At 55.7% G+C, this 17,355-nt stretch carries 13 protein-coding genes; 7 read left to right on the top strand and 6 right to left on the bottom strand.

The window, feature by feature from the left end:
• Window positions 1-319: 319 nt before the first annotated feature.
• A complete protein-coding gene (locus DXB98_RS10525; RefSeq protein ID WP_255412936.1) occupies window positions 320-445 on the top strand; it encodes a hypothetical protein in 126 nt (41 codons plus the stop codon).
• A gap of 152 nt (window positions 446-597) precedes the next feature.
• Here the strand turns inward: DXB98_RS10525 and DXB98_RS07780 are convergent, their stop codons facing one another.
• A complete protein-coding gene (locus DXB98_RS07780) occupies window positions 598-3,885 on the bottom strand; it encodes an ATP-dependent DNA helicase (protein WP_117743733.1) in 3,288 nt (1,095 codons plus the stop codon).
• A 7-nt stretch (window positions 3,886-3,892) separates the two neighbouring features.
• Entirely contained in the window at window positions 3,893-4,903 is a 1,011-nt protein-coding gene (locus DXB98_RS07785) for a YafY family protein (protein ID WP_158553178.1), read from the bottom strand.
• 222 nt (window positions 4,904-5,125) lie between these two features.
• Between DXB98_RS07785 and DXB98_RS07790 the strand changes: the two genes are divergently transcribed.
• The 3 genes from DXB98_RS07790 to DXB98_RS07800 all read left to right on the top strand — a co-directional run bounded on the left by DXB98_RS07790 (window position 5,126) and on the right by DXB98_RS07800 (window position 8,220).
• Window positions 5,126-6,223 (top strand): RtcB family protein, encoded by a 1,098-nt coding sequence (locus DXB98_RS07790; RefSeq protein WP_117743735.1) that lies wholly within the window; start codon window positions 5,126-5,128, stop codon window positions 6,221-6,223.
• Window positions 6,224-6,233: 10 nt separating this feature from the next.
• On the top strand, window positions 6,234-7,067 hold the full coding sequence (locus DXB98_RS07795; RefSeq protein WP_117743736.1) for a hypothetical protein: 834 nt from the start codon (window positions 6,234-6,236) through the stop codon (window positions 7,065-7,067).
• Between the two features lie 163 nt (window positions 7,068-7,230).
• The gene (locus tag DXB98_RS07800) at window positions 7,231-8,220 is read left to right on the top strand and encodes a hypothetical protein (protein ID WP_117743737.1); all 990 of its coding nucleotides are present in this window, start codon (window positions 7,231-7,233) and stop codon (window positions 8,218-8,220) included.
• A 256-nt stretch (window positions 8,221-8,476) separates the two neighbouring features.
• On the opposite strand, the gene DXB98_RS07805 is transcribed toward DXB98_RS07800, so the two are convergent.
• From DXB98_RS07805 to DXB98_RS07815, 3 genes are read right to left on the bottom strand one after another with little or no spacing between them, the layout of a single operon-like run.
• The gene (locus DXB98_RS07805; RefSeq protein ID WP_158553179.1) at window positions 8,477-9,466 is read right to left on the bottom strand and encodes a hypothetical protein; all 990 of its coding nucleotides are present in this window, start codon (window positions 9,464-9,466) and stop codon (window positions 8,477-8,479) included.
• A gap of 52 nt (window positions 9,467-9,518) precedes the next feature.
• A complete protein-coding gene (locus DXB98_RS07810) occupies window positions 9,519-10,592 on the bottom strand; it encodes a hypothetical protein (protein ID WP_117743739.1) in 1,074 nt (357 codons plus the stop codon).
• 2 nt (window positions 10,593-10,594) lie between these two features.
• Window positions 10,595-12,727, bottom strand: a complete 2,133-nt coding sequence (locus DXB98_RS07815) for a hypothetical protein (protein ID WP_117743740.1) — start codon at window positions 12,725-12,727, stop codon at window positions 10,595-10,597.
• A gap of 147 nt (window positions 12,728-12,874) precedes the next feature.
• Here DXB98_RS07815 and DXB98_RS07820 point away from each other — a divergent pair, with 147 nt between their 5' ends.
• Window positions 12,875-13,465 (top strand): macro domain-containing protein, encoded by a 591-nt coding sequence (locus DXB98_RS07820; protein ID WP_158553180.1) that lies wholly within the window; start codon window positions 12,875-12,877, stop codon window positions 13,463-13,465.
• A 70-nt stretch (window positions 13,466-13,535) separates the two neighbouring features.
• Here DXB98_RS07820 and DXB98_RS07825 read toward each other — a convergent pair whose 3' ends face one another.
• Entirely contained in the window at window positions 13,536-15,659 is a 2,124-nt protein-coding gene (locus DXB98_RS07825; RefSeq protein WP_117743742.1) for a hypothetical protein, read from the bottom strand.
• A 506-nt stretch (window positions 15,660-16,165) separates the two neighbouring features.
• Here DXB98_RS07825 and DXB98_RS07830 point away from each other — a divergent pair.
• Both DXB98_RS07830 and DXB98_RS07835 read left to right on the top strand, forming a co-directional pair.
• On the top strand, window positions 16,166-16,876 hold the full coding sequence (locus DXB98_RS07830) for a TetR/AcrR family transcriptional regulator (RefSeq protein ID WP_117743743.1): 711 nt from the start codon (window positions 16,166-16,168) through the stop codon (window positions 16,874-16,876).
• Window positions 16,877-16,888: 12 nt separating this feature from the next.
• Window positions 16,889-17,355: hypothetical protein (locus DXB98_RS07835; RefSeq protein ID WP_147330313.1), on the top strand; the 467-nt coding region annotated here is incomplete at its 3' end.

The raw sequence follows: 17,355 nt of genomic DNA on the forward strand, positions 1-17,355 counted from the left end.
CTAATGGTGTTTGATTCGGTGACGTAAGTGCGCAAATGGGCATATATACGCTCAAATAAGGACAAAAACCCTCAGATAATCCCGGCGGTGCATTTATGCAGAACCAGTAGCGTGGCCGAATAACTCGAAAAATGTAGGTGGCAGTTCGGCGACAGGCTCGGGTATGGCAAAGGAACTGTTCCTTCGCCATACCCGAGCTTTGATCTTCTGAAATGCGAACAAACATTCGCATATCTAACTGCGCTTTGATAGAATCGGTATCGTTGACGGCAGTTCCATGTGCCGGGCAACGCCCTCCATTTGATGGGAGGTGATGCCCATGACCGGCCTGATTGATTTCGTGAGGCTTCTGACCGCTTTGGTCTCGTTCTTCACAGCGCTTGTCGGCCTTTCCGAGGCACTCAAGCAGCGTTCGAAGCGCAACAGAAGGGGTCGCCGCCGCTAAGGCGTTGACCCCCTAATGCAAACAACGGCGCTGCCCAGCCAGCTACAACTTGGGCTGCCGTCGACACTATTCTACCCACGAATGCCATTTCGGACAATCGGTAATGCCGATTCAAAAGGTGGGCGGGGCGTGACAAAGGGACAGTCCCTTCGTCACATTCCGGGGTTCTCGACTAGCCAATGCTCGTAAGCGCGTTGCACGATCTCGGCTTTGTCGGCCTTTTTGCGACAGCTCTTCTGCTCCTCGATAGCAAGCTCATGGGCATCGCTCTGCTCAAAAGCGCCGGTATCCCAAGCACCGTGTTCAATGCGCGACCATACGGCATCGATGAGTTGTTCGAGCTCGGCAATGTCGTCGGCGTTGGCGGTTGTCGCGAACGGCGGGCGGAGCTCGCCCGTTGTCTTGTCGGGTTCTACATAGTAGTCGCCCATGGAAGTGACGGTGTAGCCATAAAACTCGGGTGACGCTTCGACCAGCAGTTTGTAAAACTTGAGCTGACGATGGTAGCCTGCAGGGACTTCTTTGCCAAAGCCAGTCTTGTAGTCAACAATCTGCACCGTTTTAGCTGCATCGTCAACGAGGAGCAGGTCGAGAAAACCAAAGAGCGGAGTTCCTTCGGTGGTCAGGCACTGCATATTCGCCTCTGTGACGCAGCGATAGCCATGGACGTGCTCGACAAGCCAGGGGACGAATGCACGACAAATGCGTTCGAAGCGCTCCGAATAGCGATGGACGTCCTCGGGGGCAAAATCGAGCCACGAAATCTGCTGGCGATACTCGGCCTCAATTGTCTCAATCGCCGTCTCGCCATCGGCTTCCATTCTATTAACGATCTCCTCGAACATCGCGTGAATGATGGTGCCGAATTCGGTTTGGATCGTGGGCGCCGTGGGCAGGCGCACAATCTGCTTCTCAGGGAAGTGCAGACTATTTGCGCATCCAGGCTCGTACGTCGCAAAGTTGTTGAGTGCTGTGGCAGAAAGAAACTTCACGTCGGTATGAGGATCCAGAAGCGCGCGGAGCTCGGGCGTATCGAGCACGTAGTTGTCGCGCCACTCGGTTTCGATTGCAATGCTGAGCTGGTCTGCTTCAGCAGAAACCTCGCAAGAGTCGATAAGCCCCGTGAGCTCCTGCAGTGCCGACCCGCCGGCACGGTACAGCTCGAGGTGTCGTTTAGCGCGCGTGATGGCGACAAACAGCAGGCGGCGCGCGTCGTCATCATCCTTTTCCTCGCGAATAAGCAGGTTGGACGGGTACAAGCTCATGCCGCCGGCGCCTTTGTGCCAAGTGGAGTCGTCGGCATCGAGCAGGTAGACGCAGTCGAATTCCAGGCCCTTAGAGCTATGGGCGCTGGTGAGGCGAACAGCTCCCGGCGTGCCGAGGTCGATCGATGCGTCGATACTCACGCCAAACTTTTGAGCGGCATCGAGCTTGTCGACAATATCGGGCAGGCGAAGCGCACGTCCCATACGGCGCGCATCTCCCATTTCACCTTCGGCAAAGGTGAGCAGGGCGCGGATGCCGGCATTGAATTCGGCTGCGCCCAGCGGATTTTGTTCCTTGCAATTCTGATAATAGCCAAGGCTGCGTTCGACAATTCTAAAGAGCAGTGGCCTGACAGGGGAGGTGCTGGCTTCGGCCGCCCACTGCATAAGGCCGTCGTACAGCTCTTTGACGCGGACGTTATCGCTCTCGTGCATGGCGGCCATCCAGTCGCCGCGATGCTCACGCTTGGCGTTGAGCGCAAACGCCACGGATGACGGATGATTTCCGCCCAGCTCGGTGGCGCAAATGATCTGGGGGAGATAGCTGCTTGCCAGCCCTTTTTGCCCGCGAGCAAGCGCGGTAACGCAACGCAACAGTGCCAACGTCGTCTGCATACGCTCGGAGGCAAAGAGATTCTGCCGCTCGCGATACGAAAACGGCACGTTCTCCTTAACGAGGAAGGGAATCAGCGAGCGCAATGCGGCGTGTTTGGCAGAGATGACTGCAATTCCTTCATCGGGATCTTCGCAGTCATCGAGGTAGCCAGCATCAATCCTCTGCCTAATGCTCGCGGCAACGGCGGCGTATTCCTCGGCTTTGCCGGTGTAGACGTTCTCGCTAAAGCTGACCTGATCGCCTTGAGGCTTAAAGGCTTCGATTGACTTATTCGAGCTGGCGTCGAGGCGATATTCAATTTGCCGTGCGATAGCTTGACCAAGCTCAACGATGGCGGGCGTGGAGCGATAGTTGGTCTTGAGCACGATGCTCCGGGGCGAGAACTCGGCCGCAAACTGGTTAGCACATTCGATCGTGGCGCCCTGAAAACGCATGATGGCCTGATCATCATCGCCGACGGCCATGATATTGGGCGCACCAACGCCGTCGCAGAGCAGCTCGATGATGCGCATCTGGGCACCATCGGTGTCCTGGAATTCGTCGACCTGAATGTAGCTATAGGTGTCCTGGAGGATTTGGCGCAATGCGTCGTTGTGCTCGACGGCGTTAACAAAGTCGCCGATCATGTCGTCGTAATCGTAGAGATGATGCTGGTTGAGCTCGCTCTGGTAGCGACGTGCAACGTCGCAAGCAGCCTTAAGTCGCTCGCTTTGCTCGGCAATTTTAAACGTACGTCCTTGGGAGTTGCTACCGCCAAAGAATTGGTCGCGTACCTTGGTGTATCCCGACGACTTTCCCTTCTCGTCAATAAGCTCGGTGCGGCGAACGGTGTCGCGCAACTCAAGAATGTACGGTACATACGTGCCAGCAGGACAGCCGATCGGGCGGGTGAGCGATGTAGGCGCCATGCCGCAGGCACGCTCGGCCTCTTCCTCAAAACGCTCAGCCAACGCAGCGCTTGCCCTTTCACAGACAAGTGTAAGCAGCTCGGAATGTTCGGTGAGCCAGGTAGCGGCGTCGATATTCTGCTGCGCGATGGCGCTCAGCGTGTCGTAGTCCAGGCCACTGCGTTTGATTTTGGAGACAAAGCCGATCATCTTACCGATGTTTTGCGCAGGCATATCAGGTGACCCTCCGCCTAGCGGAGAACAAAAGGGCAGCGATTTGAGCAGTCGATCAAAAATCTCTTGCTGGTGCAGGCTGGTAACAAGCGTGTCGGTCGAAGGGCGCACGAAGTACTCGGGATAGCGCGACCTGATACTGCTTGCAAATCCGTGGAACGTGCTGACTTCGATGCCGTAGGCGTCGCGCCCAATGAGCTCAATCAAGCGCTTGCGCATGGCTTCCGCTCCCGCCTCGGTATAGGTGAGGCAGAGGATGTTGCGCGGGGCGGCATCGCGCTTGGCCAGGATGTTCGCCGCGCGCAGGCTCAGCAGCTGCGTCTTGCCGGTGCCGGGGCCGGCAATGACGAGCAGCGGACCATCTAGGCATTCGACGGCCTCGTGCTGTTCGGGGTTTAGTCGGTCTAGCGATGCTATGAGTTCGGGGGTCATGTTCATGGCAGTATTACCTGTCTTCCTGGTAGAGTGCACGCGTGCTATCGAGATAGTCGAGATACGTATCGATGGCACTTTGAGGTTGAACGATCTTAATGAAGGTGCTGAGTTGCAAGAGCCAGCCAAAGAATTGCGGCGACAGTGGGGCTTTGACGGTCGCCAGCAAGCGCCCATCCTGGTTCTCAAACACAACGGCGTCGAGCCCGAACTTGTCGATGAGCGGGTTCATCGCACGATCGTCGAGTTCCAGTACCACGGTGGTTTTGTCGGCAGCATAAACACCAAATGATGGTGAAACGTGATCCTCAAGCACATAGCCCGCAATACGCGGATCTTTGGTTGCGGACTCTTCGGACACCGCAACGTCGAGCATACGATCGACGCGATAAGGCGTGAACGGCTGATGACCCGAGCCGGCATTAGCCCATTTATCTCGAAATCCGATCATGTAATAGAGTTCGTCGGAGTAGATAAGGCGCACGGGCGTGAGCTCGTAGGTCTTTCCGTCATGATTAAGGGCCTTTTGCTTGGCGGCGTCGTAGTGGAAGTAACGAAACCGAATCTTGCGTTTTTCGCGCATAGCCTGCTGAATCAAGTCGATGTTGAGCAGGGCATCGGAGTTTTGCATCTTCACGCGCGAAGGCACGTCGACGCGCTTGTGCATCAGCTCGCGTTCGCCCAGGCTGGCGAGGCTCTGCAGCTTGCCGATGAGGTGGTCGGTCAACTTATCGGTCAAAAACGGCGAACTCTGCACGGCGTCAACAAGCATGATGAGTTCTTGCAGGTCGAGCGGGCGTGAGACCAGCGCCCATTCCTTGCCACCGCGCTGGTCGATGTTGAGCCCAAAGTCGCGAAGTGTTTGCAGGTCGCGATAGATGGCCTTTCGTTCGGCCTCGAGATCGTGATAGGCGAGCTCCTCGATGATCTGCTGTGTTGTGAGCCCGTGCGCGCTGTCGGTCTTTTCCATCAAGGTTTTAAGCAGGAACAGAAGCCTGAGCTTTTGATTTGGTCTGTTCGCCACGTTGTCTCCTTTCGCCGGCAGGGTAACAGCCGAAGATACAAAACAAGACCCGTTATTGGGACTCATTGTAGCCCGCGCGACCGTAGTATTCGCAGCAATAAGAGTCCGAATAGGGCGAAAGGTGGTTAAACGGAAATCGGCGGTTTGGCTGGCTGGCGTGACATGCACTCTGTTGGCTTGGGGCCGGTTCCGGTTTACAAGGATCAAAACAGGAGAAATGCGATGGCAGACATCAAAGTCTTTGCCGAGAATCTTGAGGATTCAACCAAGGAGCAGATCGAGGAGATTTCCAGCTGCCCGGCGTTTGAAGGCGCCAAGATCCGCATCATGCCCGATGCCCATAAGGGCAAGGGCTGCGTGATTGGCTTTACGGCAAACTTGGGCGACAAGGTGATTCCCAACCTGGTGGGGGTCGACATCGGATGCGGGATGTATTGTGTGCCGCTTGCGGAGACCATTGCGCGCGATGACCTCATTCAGTTCAATCGCGACGTGAAGCGCGCGGTGCCTACGGGCTTTAGCATTCATCGCGATCCTGCCTGCGTACTCGCGGACTTTGACATGGAGTCGCGTGATTGGCTGCAGGATAAACGCAAGGTTGAGCGCTCCATGGGCACGCTGGGCGGCGGCAACCACTTCATTGAACTCGACGAGGACGAGGATGGGTGCCAATATCTGGTCGTGCACACCGGCTCGCGCAACATGGGCAAGCAGACGGCGGAGCACCATCAGGCGCTGGCGCAGAAGACGTGCACGGCAGATATCCCCGACGAGCTTAAGTATCTCGGGGGCGATCTTTCTGCCGAGTATCTCGTCGATATGCATAACTGCCAGCGCTTTTCGAACCAGAACCGCAAGGCGATTGTCGCACAGATTGTTGAGCGTACGGGAATTCGACTCGACGGAGACGGCTTTACCACCATGCACAACTACATCTCGGAAGGCGGCATGATTCGCAAGGGCGCCATTAGCGCTCATGCGGGAGAGATGGTACTGATTCCGTTTAATATGCGCGACGGTGCCGTTATTGCGCGCGGCAAGGGAAACGAGGACTGGAACTGCTCGGCGCCGCATGGGACGGGTCGTGCGATGAGCCGCGTCAAAGCGTTCCAAACGCTCGATACCAGGTCGTTCGTTAACGAGATGCGCGATGCCGGCGTCTACTGTCCGAGCGCATGTGAGACGACGCTCGACGAATCTCCCGAAGCGTATAAACCTGCAGATGATGTACTGAGGCTCATGGACCCGACGGTCGAGGTCATTCACCGGCTTAAGCCCATTTGGAATTTTAAGGCTACTGGTAAGCGCGGTAGGCGTTAGGAGGGTTGCGATGACGCTAAAGATGGACTCCAGGGACGACCGAATTGGCCGTTCTGTGAGTTTGGGCGAGATGGTGAGCTTCCCGGGCGTGATGCCGCCGACGCCCGCGAATCAGCGTAGTGGGAATCGCAAAGAACGTGATGACGAGGGTTTTGACCTCAGCGGTTTTCACAGTCGGCTGGTTTCTGGGCTCGATCGCGGTATGGAGACGTCGGTGCTTGAAGCCCCGCGAGTGTTGAAGACCGGTATGCCGGTCGATGATGCCCTAGGTGGCGGCGTTGGGCTGGGCAAGCTCAGCGTGATTGGCGGCGCACATGAAGACGTTTCGAACGTGCTGGCGCATGCGGTTTTATGCCTGAGCGAGCAGTGTACCGTGCTTTACGTGCCGATGCGGGAGCGTGAAGAGGATGCGGTCGCCCGGCTTATTCGAGCTGAGATGGGCGCCAAGGTGCCGGGGGATCTTGAGGAACGACGGGTCGAGGCGATCCTCGCAACGGTGCGTCTCAAGCAGCGTAACCTGGGTATGTTTGCCGAAGATAACATGACCATGGACCTTTTAACGAGCTGGTTGCTCGGCAACCAAACATGGGGCAGAGCGGTGCTAAAGGACGTCGTGGTCGTAATCGACGGACTCGAAATGCTCGACGACAACCGCCCGATAAACGCAGTCCTGCGCGATCTACGTAACATGCTCAGCCCGACATCCGCCATCCTAGCGGGTTGCTTTGCGGCCGGGGATCGAAACAACGATGCGGTATTCGCGGAGACCCACTGCAATGCGGACGCCTTGGTCCGCATGAGCCCCGATGGCATGGAACCTTCCTGCACATTGGTGTTTGGCTGAAGCAGTAGTCAATAACGATAGCCTGGTCCGCAGTGCGCCTATCGACGGAAAGCGACCGTTCGACAACCAAGGAGAAACTACTGGGCGGGTCAAGAATTACCATCAATATTAGGCGTTACGTTCTGTTGACGTCATGTCTGAACAGCTCTGGGAAGGAGTTCATATGGGTCGTCAAGAAATGTATTTTAATCCGGTGATGGAAGAGGTCAATGGCGTCAATAAACTGGTAATGCCTTACGTGAAAGATGCGGGGCGAACGGCTGACCCATATCAGTTTGACGTGGATCAGAACGGCGTGCCCCTTTTTACGGATAAAAACATTAACTTTGTTAACGGCATGGTTGAAAACGATTCGAATTACAACAAGACGGACAAAAAAGAACTTTGCAAAATAATCGAAGGCATGTTTGTTGGCGATGCACATGAGCGAATGACGTGCATAGGAAGAGTGGTTTACGAAATTGACAATGAAAACTCGACCCATTTAACTGCCGTTGGTAGACATAAAGTCGACGACATCATGAAAAAGCTTGATCTGAAGCCAACGGTCGTGAAGAAAATGTTCTATGGCGAAGAGGAGAAGACGGTAACCGGCGGCGTGCTTTTTACCGCTCAGATAATTGCCGACATCGAGAATCTCAAAGAGCGATTAAACGTAGGCGACGATCGGCTTGTTCCTGAAATTGCGTATGCTGCAAAAACCTATCTGAATAAGGCTCATGTGGCAGATGTTAACAAGAATAATTTCTCGTTTGCTACAAAGTTTTGCCACTGGACCTGCCAGTATTTGAAGTTGGGCGACAAGTATTGTATCTACGATAAAGTCGTCGCCAGTGTTTTCCCATATTTCGTGGATAGCTATGCGAGCGGGGGGCTGGCTAGCTGGGACTGCTGCAGGATGAAGAGGATAAAGGGGGCCAAGGACAGCCAGGAACTCGTAAGTACAATCGAGAATTACAAAAAAGATGAGGATGGATATACCAGATACAGGAACTTGTACGACGCCGTTCTCGAGGGCATCAATAAATGGCGCGCTGACAATAATCAGAATGGCGAAATTGGCTACCGCGAAGTTGACCGGTTAATTTGGTATTACTTCAAGGGTGCAAGCGGCAAGCGTATCAAGCATGCTTTGGCTGCAATCGATTGTTAGGGATGCTGACAGATACTGCATTAAATGGCCCTCGTCCAACCTTTTGGTCGAGGGCTATTTGTTCATTCAGTTATCGAGGCCTTTTTCTGGCAGAACGCCTCGAATGCTCTGGTCTGGGATGCAGCTGGCTCCGATATGCCATCCTTGAGCCACGTGTGACTCGGGCCTCCACCGGTAGGGCACCGCGATGCTGTGTTGTCGGTAGAATCGGCGTCGCCGCTGTTTGCCGTCTTTGAAACTCTGTCTGCGGCATCCGTCAACACGCGCGATGCCGATATATATCCAGCCAGCCGGGCTCTTCCTCTTTGTTGTCGGTGCACGCTTCTAGCAAGTTATCTATCCGGTCCAACCCGATCGCTTGCAAGGCCGCGTATTCTTCTGGCAAAGGTTGCGTTGCTTTTCTCGCCCTGAACACAGGCGACAGCATCAGATTCGTATGTGCCCATCCGGCAAAGCAGCTGCCGTAGGGGATAGAGCCACATCTGATCCGCCCATCGCCATCGGGATACAGGCAGTCCAATTTCGAGTTTGCTACCAGACAATAACAAGGACCTGGTGCCCATGGCCTGCAGTCGATTTCAAGAATATCGCCCTTTTTGTACGGCGTGGGCAAGTCAACGTACGCCCCTTTGAACCATGGCCCAAAGATTCCACCCACAATGCAGTCGAGCACCTCGCCGCATTCGCCCTCTTCTTCTCTGCAGATGTACTGGATTTCGCCGGAGGCGTTTGCGTAGTAAGTGTAGTCTGGTTGCAGAAAGCCGTCGTATGGATATGAACAGCTCGGGTCGTTGGCAAGGTTGAACAGCTCGATCATCCAGTATGAGGACGATAAATCTGTCATTCCGCTCCACTTGTCTGCGTATGTCCTCATTGCCGTCAAGGCGGCCTGCCACGATGCCACAGGGAAGGGGCCATGCGTGATGGCGGATCCCACTTCGTCGTCGACAAAGCTAATTTCGCTAATAAGCAGCACTTTCCTGTTTCCGTCGACGGCCTTTAGCGCGTCTAGACAGTCATCGATGTAGTCGATGCAAATCTGCCGATAGTGCCAGTAAGGGGTGTCGTCTGACGAGTTGCACCCGCCAGCAACCAGTCTGCCGAGTAGCTCTCGTTTGCGGGTAATTTCAACCGGTGCTCCGCCGACAATCTGCATGTAATGGTCGCCGCTCAGGAGCTGCGGATTATGCAGCAAATGCTCTCGCAGCTCCGGAGAGTCGATCAAGTTGATTATTTCTTCGTGCACGATAGTCTCCGAGTTGTTGGTGCGACTTCTTGTGGATTCGGACATGCGGCCTTTATTCAAATAGCTGCGGGTACTTCTCCTTGAGCGGCGCCTGATCCAGACGCAGCTCTTCCAGGTTGCGCTTTGCCTTGGACTCCATCCTTATGGTGTCGATAAACGCGATGAGTGAGTCGACATACAGGTCGCCGCGCAGGTACGCCTGGGCTGCGATTAAAATTCGCTGCTCGTCTTCGAGTGGTTTGCGATAGTACTCAAGATTCAGGTAAAGCGGGTCTGGCTCGCCGATGTAGAGGGGAAACGTCTCGTTGTAGGTAATCGAGCAGCCAGTGGCACACATGTTGCTGATATCCCCTGCATGGCGATAGTGCTCGAGGCGCTGCTGCGCATGATCAAGCCATTCGTCAGAACGGTCTGCCTGCCGAAGCTCTGCCTCGAGCTTTGTCCGGTCCCACGTGCGCAGATCGAACAGCGTGAACGGCTCGCGGGCACTGCCTTGCGGCGTCCAGACGATATCGCCGGTGTGGAACGGCGTGGGGATATCGACCCAGATGAACTCGAATGCGATTTCCCAATCGTTCTCAACGGGGCCGGCGGAAGGGCAATAGACGGAAAGGGCCTCGCCTTTACCGTTCACCATGAGCCAATCTTCCCGGTGATGTTCTTCGTCGGCATCGAGCGGACACCGGGTGATGCGTACGCGTGCCTCTGGACGGCTCGCCAGCTCATCATCACCGCGCAACGCCTCGGCACATTTCTCATAACAGCTGAATGGCGCGCCGAAGGCCCCACAAAGTTGCCCGTCGGGCACAATCTCCTCTTCATACTGATAAACGTAGCCCGTCCCACTCGCAAACGCATCGACGCACCGCTTGTTGTAATCGATTGTCCAGCACAAAAAAGCATGGAAATCGGGGATGGCCGGCCTTCCAAGACCGGCATGGGTTGCCTCCAGCGAGCAATTGGGCATGGTTCGGGCGATCTCCTGCCAAGCTTCGCATTTCTGATCGAGCGTGGCGGTCTTCGAAAACCAAACCAGATAGGCGGCCTCAATGGTGTCGGGTTGAAAATTGATGCGGCGGAGATGCTCCCGAATGTCCCGGGAGTCCACAAAATCCAAGATGTCCATGGTTAGCTCCTCTTTGTTTTGAATCGTGCCGGCGGGGCTATCGTGTCATCGAACAGCTCCGGATAGCGGGTCTTGAGCCCGCCGTCTTCCCCTTCAAACCGCTCGGCTTTTTTCTTGACCAGCGCCTGCAGCTCGTAAAGGCTCGATAGCGCAATAAGTGAGTCAAGACCCAGATAGCCGTCGAGATATGCCCGCACGCCGTACAGAATTCTCGCCTCCGGCTTGAGCGGGGTGCGGCAGTATTCCATATCGAGAAGAAAACAACTCGGCTCTCCGATATAGACGGGGTACTCCAGGGGATATTCAATCTGACAGCCGTAGGCGTACATGTCGCTCGTATCGCCATTTTGCCGATGGTGTCTGAGCAGGTCGTCGGCATTTTTTGCGGCGCATTCCCTGTAGGTGGAAGGCGGAAGCTCATCCATGACCCGCTGCGTGGTCCATGTCTGCATATTGAGAAGCAGCATGGGGTCGCCAGGGTCGCCGTGACGACAAATGATGTCGCCGGCGTGGAATGGCGTCGGGATGTCAAACCACATCAACTCAAAAGCGAAAGTGGGGTCTTCGCCCTCGCGTTCCATGTCGATGCAGCTCAGCTGGCAGTCCATAATTTCGCCTTTTGCGTTGAGCATGAGCCTGTCGGCGGCATAGTAGTCTTCGTCCGGATCGATCGGGCGGCGCGTTATTTCTATCGAGGTAGGATTTTCCTCCTCAAGCTCATTCCAGATTGCCTCGAAACATTTTTCGTAGCTGGTGTAGGGGCCATAATTGCACCCGCTCTCATGGGGACTTCCCGTCTTGTCCTCAAAGAAATACATGTGCTTGCCAGGCTGTTTGAACCGGGCGATTTTCTTGCGCTCCCATCTGATGACGTCGCGAAGAAAGACATGGAAGTTGGGGATATTGAACGTGCCGTATCGCCTGTTCATCGCACAATTGGGCATGTTGTTGATAATCTTTTGCCAGCCCTTGATCTTCTGCCGTAGCGCCTTTTCGTTCGAACGGGCAACAATAAATGCCGCCTCGGACGTGGTGAACTCGTAGCCGATGTCTCTCAAATGCTCCTTGATGTCAGGCGAGTCGAGAAACTCGAGAATGTCCGAACGTATAGCGTTGGCACTGGGACCGGCCGATGTGCGGTATGGCTGCAGGCAGTCGTGTACGACCGATCCGTCCGACCATTGTTTGCCGTAGCTGGGGTCATCGTGCAGCTTTTTCGAGAGTTCGAGCATAAAGGAGCAATCATCGGGCAATTCGCCGGTATAACGTTCGGCGGTATAGAGGGCAGAGGGCGTGAAGTCGTCGAGGAAGCCGTCCGTGAAATCCCTCAAGCGGAGATTGCCTTCCTCAACGCCGTAGATTTTGCTCGGATAGGCACACCAAACCTGGCCTTTGAACGAACTATCGTAGTCGTCTTCGAGCACGATGGCGAAACGGGGGCCGTGGTCGAAGGGCCGACTATCGATCTTGATGATGTCGCCGGGGGACCAGGGGGTGTAGAAGACCTCGCCATTGGCGCAGAAGTGCTTGCTATTGTTCCACGGCAAGTGATCGATGCTTTGGTGCGGAGTCCGCTGATTCCGGCGATCGCTCAAAAAGACCAAATCGCCAGCCATGGTCGCGGCGAATATCAGCGAGGCTTGAGCGCACGGGCGGTCGTGTAAGTCTTCGGCGGTATAGAGCTTAATCTGCCAGAATGATTCGGACCAATCTTCATCGGGGTCATCATCGACGTATTGCTTCATGAGGGTTTGCGCAGCTCCCCATGAGGCAACGGGGAAGGGGCCGTCAAAGGTGTCGTGCCCGCGCTCCTCTTCACTGTAAAACATGCCGGAGACCAGCAAGATGCCGTGGTCGCGGTCAACGTTGTAAAGCATATCGAGCGCGCTGTTGAGCTGGTCAAGGCCGGAGTCAATCGCTTCAGCGTAATCCGATGAGACCTCTTTGCGAAGCTGCTCGAGCATGGCTCGTTTTTCGTCGAGCGTCTTGAGGGAACCGCCGATGATTCTACAGAGGGAGCCATCTGCCATTCCCATGTGTTTGAACATATGAACACGCAGCTCATCGTCCTTGATGCAACTGCAAACGAGCTCCCTGCCGGCATCGGTGATCACGGTATCTGCTTTGCTGTCCATAGCAACCTCCAATTCGGTCGTTGCCGTTAGCATCCATCAGAGGTTGTGCTTTGTGGTCCCATTAACGGGTCTGATATGAATCTCGCGGCAAACATACTTTTGGAAACGCACTGGTGCATGGGGGGCGCGCGTACTGAAAGGATTGCCATGGAGAATATAATGCTGGATCTTGTGACGAACAGCACCGGTATGGCGGAGGCCTGGGAGGACACATTTAGGGGCTACAGAGGCATTGCGGTGCATTGCTGTGATTTTAAGGCGTTTGTCGAACAGCAGCCTGAAATCGATGCCGTCGTATCGCCGGCGAACTCATATGGCTTGATGGATGGCAATTACGACCTAGCGATAACCGATAAGTATGGACCGGAGCTTGCCGAACGAGTGCGAACGGTTATTATGGAGCGGTTTTACGGCGAGCAGCCGGTTGGTACGAGCTTTTCAGTTCCAATTCCCGGGCACGAGGACATTCTGCTCATACACACTCCAACCATGCGGGTCCCCACTCCCATCGTTGACCCCTTGGTTGTCTATCAATGCATGAGGACAACGCTTATGGAAGCGATGCGAACCTCACGTCAGCGAATCGTGGTTCCCGCGTTCGGCGGAGCGTGCGGATTTCTTCCGTTCAAGAAAATAGCCATGCTCATGTGGGAGGCCTATCTTCAAATCGTCGAACCTCCCGCAGAGATCACTTGGGAGTATGCGTGGTCGCGCAATTTGGAGGAATGGTACCGCTGATGTGCTGATGAACAGCGCATCGAAGCGTAACAGAAGGGGTCACCGCCGCTGAGGCGTTGGCCCCTTAATCCTAGCAACCGGTACTATCTCCCTTTAGCAAAGGGTCTATCGTCGCATCGAACAGCTCCGGGTAGCGGTCCTTGAGCCAACTGTCTGCGTCCTCGAAGCCACGCACCTTTTTCTCCGCCAGTGCTTGTAGCTCGCATGCGCTGGCCATCGCGGCGAGTGAGTCAACCGCCAGGTCGCCTTTGACATATGCCCTGACGCCGTAAAGGATTCGCTCCTCTGACTTGAGCGGCTTGCGGTAATAATCGATGTCCAAAAGAAAGCCCTCAGGCTCCCCAATGTAGAAGGGGAAATGCAAGGCGGATGAGACTTGGCAGCCGTAGGCGTACATGTCGCTGGTGTCGCCGTCATATCGGTGCCAACGCAATAGCTTGTCGGCCTTTTGCACGAGGCGCTCTTTGTAGACGGAGGAGGCCAGCTCTTTGTCGACTCGTTCGGATCCCCAAGTTTGCAGGTCAAATAGCACCATCGGCTCGTCGGGACGTTGGAGGTTGCAGACGATGTCTCCGGCATGGAAGGGCGTTGGGATATCAAACCACATGTCCTCGAAATCGCTGGCGGTGCCCGCCTCGTCCCACTCGCTTTTGTTGCGATAATCGCAAGACATTACTTCGCCGTTCGCATTGAGTAAGACCATGTCGTCGGCATAGTGATCTTCGTCTGGGTCGATGGGACGACGAGTGATCCTGATGGCTTTGGGATCGTCACCGTCGAGCCCTTTCCAGGTTGCATCGAAGCACTTTTGATAACTGCTGTACGGGCCGTAAAGACAACCGCCCTGCCCGCGCCGGTCCCATGAGTAGTCATCAAAGAAATACAGACTCTGGCCGTCTGTCCTTTTAAAGTGCGCGAGCTTTCTTTGCTCCTGCCTGATGACATTGCGCAGAAAGGCATGGAAGTCCGGGATGTTGATCGTGTCGTTTCTGCGGCTCATGGCGCAATTGGGCATATTGTCGATGATCTTTTGCCAGCCTTCGAGCTTTTGCTGTAGCGTTGCTTTATGCGAGCAATTGACGATAAAAGCCGCTACGGGCGTGGTGAGCTCGTAGTTGATTCGTTGAAGATGCTCCTTAATGCTGCGCGAGTCCAAAAACTCAAAGATGTCCGGACGAATATCCAACTCACATTGGCTGGCGGGCTTGCGATACGGCTGAAGGCAGTCATGTCCGACGGAACCCTCGGACCATTGTTTGCCGTAGTCGGGATCATCGTGCAACTTTTGCGAGAGCTCGAGCATAAAGGCGCAGTCGTCCGGCAAGTCGCCGGTATAGCGCTCGCCGGTGTAGAGGGCAGAGGGGATGAAGGGGTCCAAGAGACTGTCGCTGAAGGTGCCGGATGAAGGCGAACCCTCCTTAACGCCGTGATCTCTGCTGGGGCCCGCACACCAGATCTGTCCCCGGAGCGTGTGCTCGTAGTCGTTTTCGAGCACAATGGCAAAGCGAGGCCCGTGGTCGAAGGGACGGCCGTCGATTTTGAGGATGTCGCCCGGTACCCACGGCGTGTAGATAGGCTCGTTGTTCGCGCAGAACCGCCTGCTATCGTTTCGCCAGGCGCTTTCGACATACGATTTGCGAGTGCGGTTATTGCGCTGATCGCGGAGAAATATAAGCTCGCCATCCCTGGTTGCCGCGAACGACAGGGAGGGCTGCGCCGTTTGATGTTCGTGCAGGTCTTCTGAGGTGTATAGGTCGATCTTCCAGTACGATTCGGACCAGTCGTCTTCAGGATACTCTTCGATGTAGCGCTTCATGAGCGTTTGCGCGGCTTCCCAGGATGCGGTGGGGAAGGGACCGTCAAGGGCGTCGGCGCCGCGTTCCTCCTCGTTGTAGACCATGACGTGCAACAGGAGGATTCCGCGGCCGCGCTCGATGTTGTCGAGCATTTCAAGCGCGCTGTTAAGTTGGGCGAGATGCGAATCGATATCTTCGGTCAGCTCTGGCGAAACCTCCTTGCGGAGTTGCTCGAGCATGGTGCGCTTTTCATCAAGCGTCTTAAGAGAGCCAGCGATGATTGGTGCCGGCCAGTATAAGTATTTGCGCATGTGGTCTCGCAGCTCTTGGCTTCTGATGCAGCTGAGGACAAGGTCCTTGCCAGTAACGCTGATGCTATCGTTTGCGTGGTTGTTCATGTCGGCCTCCTTATCGATTGTTACCGGCATGATGCAACGCGTGGGGCCATTGTTAGTCCTATTAACGGGATCAAGTCGCAACTCGCTACGACATTGAGATAGTCAATTTGCCGCGTTGCGGGCGAGCAAGGCCGGTTTTTGGCAACACCGTTTGCGCCACCAGCAAAAATCGAGTTATTCGGCCTTTCCGAGGGTGCTTACTGACGAGAAGGGCCTTCTTCGAACCGCCTGCGTCCTTTACGGTGTTCGATTCTGTGAAAAGTGAGCGAATAAACGCCCAAATAAAAACAAAGCGGCTCGAGTATTCCGTATGACATTCACGGAGGATTGGCAGTGAGGCCGAATAACTCGAAAAATGTAGGTGGGGTTCTGCGACAAGGGTGAATGTGACAAAGGGACAGTCCCTCTGCCACATTCCAAATATTGCCTTTACGTGTTGATGCACACGGTGTGCAATAATACTCGCACTGTGCAATAGCGCGCAGACTGAGTAACAAGGAGGATGCTTGTCCCAGCTCGAGAAATGCGATCGCCGGTCCCTTCGTTCGCAGCGTGCCCTTCGCCAGGCACTTGCCAGCGAGCTTGCCGAAAGCGGCGACCTTTCGCGCATTAACGTTGCGTCGCTCACCGAGCGCGCCGGCCTTACGCGCCGCACGTTCTATTCGCACTACCGCGATATTCCCGACTTTATCAATCAAATCGAGGACGGCTTGCTGGCCGAGATTCGTGAGCGCATTGAGCTCATCACCGCAGCTCAGCTGCCCGATCTTTATCGTAACATTGACGAGCTCGAGCCGGCGCCCGGTTCGGTTGAGCTGCTGCGTTATCTTGCGGCCAACCGTGACTTAATCGGTGCGCTGCTGGGTCCGGGCGGCGACCAGGCCTTCATTAAAAGGATTATCGACACCGCACGTGAGGCCGTGGCGCCGCGTGCGCAGACGGGCATTTTGGGCCTGGCGCTGGGCACGTTCTTTGACTACTACGTCACCTACGTCGTGAGTGCCGAGGTCGGCATGATTCAGCGCTGGTTTGAGCGTGACCTTTCCGAATCGCCCGAGACCATGGCGCGCATCATGACGGTTATCGCCTTTGTGCGCCCCGGCGACCTGTATGGCCAACCCATCGATATCAACGTGCCGGAATACGGCATGAAGTTATTGAACCTGCAGCTCGAGGACGCGGCCGACACCGCCGCAACCGTCAAGTCCAACAACTAAGAGGAGAAACAGATGAGCAAACTCGTCGAGGGCATTAAAGACCGTGTGGTCGCTGCCGCACGCGAGGCCGCGCCCGCCGTGGTGGACGCTGCGCAGAAGGCCGCGACCGCCGCTGCCGAGAAGGTCGCCGAGGCAGTTGCCGATGCCAAGAACACGGCAGGGGAGACGTCCATCGCTAGCGAGCCCGCCACCGCCGCTGAGCCCGCAGCCGCCACCGCCGCCCAAGCCCCCGAAGGCGCGATCTTCAACCCCGAGGCCGCCCGCGGCAACCTGCACCTGGGCATCGACGTGGGCTCCACTACCGTCAAGCTCGCCGTGCTCAACGACGACAACCAGATCGTGTACGCCAAGTACCAGCGCCATCACACCGACGTCCGCGCCTGCGCCCGCGACCTGTTCGAGGGCGCTGCGACCGTGCTGCCGACGGCCCAGATGACCTGCGCCATTACCGGTTCGGGTGGTCTGCTGCTCTCCCAATG

Origin of the sequence: Collinsella sp. OM07-12 (assembly GCF_003438275.1) — a bacterium.
Taxonomy (GTDB): domain Bacteria; phylum Actinomycetota; class Coriobacteriia; order Coriobacteriales; family Coriobacteriaceae; genus Collinsella.